Source organism: Mesorhizobium sp. M7D.F.Ca.US.004.03.1.1 (assembly GCF_003998635.1).
Taxonomy (GTDB): Bacteria; Pseudomonadota; Alphaproteobacteria; order Rhizobiales; family Rhizobiaceae; genus Mesorhizobium; species Mesorhizobium loti.
This window is the reverse complement of the sequence record NZ_RZQG01001480.1, coordinates 1-880: the sequence shown is the minus strand read 5'-3', so window position 1 is coordinate 880 and position 880 is coordinate 1. Positions and strand designations below refer to the sequence as shown.

Here is an 880-nt window from a genome sequence, read left to right as displayed (position 1 = left end):
GGTGGCGCATAACCTGGTGAACTCAGACGACCTCGTTGTCGCCAGCCTGCCGGCCGTCGAAGGGCCAGCACCGCCGCTGGCCCTTCGACGGCCGGCAGCGTCGCCGATCGCACCATCGAACAGCTCGAACGCCTCGCTGAGAATAACCCGTTGCTGACGATCGACCTTGCCAGAGCCTTTGCCGGCGCCGATGTCATGACCGAAGCGCGTGCCTTCGCCCAGCGGCATTTGCCCGGCGCGATGATCGCGATTGCCACGACCGCGCCGCAAGCGACGGTCGAAACGCTGCAGCAGGCGCACGGTCGCGAGGCGGTGGCGGCAAAGGCGGAAGAGATACTGGCCAGGATTGCAGAGATTCTGGTGCGCCAACTCGGCGTACGCCGGCTCGTCGTCGCCGGCGGCGAGACCGCCGGTTCGGTGGTCAAGGCGCTCGGCATCGACCGGATCGCCATGGGCGCCTATGAGGGGCCGGGACTGTCGCGCGCCATCGCCCACCTCCCCGGCCTGCCCGCTGATCCCCTGGCGCTGATGCTGAAATCGGGAAAGCTCGGTGGCCCCGATATCTTCACCGACGTTCTGCAAGACATGACACGGCCGAGCGCCATCGCACCGGCAATCGACACATGGCCCCCGGCAAGGAGAGCATCGTGATGAATCTCGAAATCGAGCGCACGAGCCTTATCACCGCGACGCAGACGCTAGACGCCAGCGGGATGAATGTCGGCACCACCGGCAACATCAGCGTGCGCATGGCAGGCGGCATGCTGATCACGCCGACGGGCATAGCCACAAGCGCCTTGCGGCCAGAGCAGATGGTGGCGATGCAGCTTGATGGATCCTGGGACGGCGCATTCCGGCCGTCGAGCGAATGGGAGATGCA

General features: G+C 66.1%; 1 protein-coding gene and 1 pseudogene. Both read left to right on the top strand.

What is annotated here, in order from left to right:
• Window positions 1-102: 102 nt before the first annotated feature.
• Window positions 103-651, top strand: a pseudogene (locus tag EN935_RS38100) (nucleotide-binding domain containing protein); the annotation flags it as partial.
• A partial coding sequence (locus tag EN935_RS38095) for a class II aldolase/adducin family protein (RefSeq protein WP_245489166.1) occupies window positions 624-880 on the top strand: 257 nt, incomplete at its 3' end. The pseudogene EN935_RS38100 and the gene EN935_RS38095, both read left to right, overlap by 28 nt.